General features: G+C 62.6%; 1 protein-coding gene. It reads right to left on the bottom strand.

Translation table 11 applies throughout. From position 1 onward, the window contains the following. The coding region (locus PQQ95_RS36565; RefSeq protein ID WP_408447271.1) for an NAD(P)/FAD-dependent oxidoreductase at nt 1–364 on the bottom strand (364 nt) is incomplete at both ends.

Genomic DNA, 364 nt, shown 5'->3' with positions numbered 1-364 from the left:
GAGGTGCCCGCGCGCGCCTTCGCAGAAGAGCGTGTACTTCGCGTGCAGTTCCATGCCGAGCTGGAAGTTCTCGGTCGGCTCGCCGTCCTTGCCGATGCCCAGATTACCGGTCGCGACGCCTTTGACCGAGCCGTCATCGTTGTACAGGATCTCAGCGGCCGGAAAGCCCGGGAAAATCTCGACGCCCAGCGCCTCGGCCTGCTGACCCAGCCAGCGCGTGACGTTCGCGAGGCTCACCACGTAGTTGCCGTGATTCTTGAAGTTATCCGGCAGCGCCCAGACCGGCACGCTTTTCGAGCCGGTTTCGGTCAGAAACAGGAATTTATCCTCCGTCACGTCCACCGTGAGCGGTGCGCCTTTTTCC

The sequence above is a fragment of the Paraburkholderia caffeinilytica genome, from assembly GCF_046030355.1.
Classification (GTDB): Bacteria; Pseudomonadota; Gammaproteobacteria; order Burkholderiales; family Burkholderiaceae; genus Paraburkholderia; species Paraburkholderia caffeinilytica_B.
Note: the sequence above shows the minus strand (reverse complement) of the source record. Positions and strands in the feature narration are given on the sequence as shown.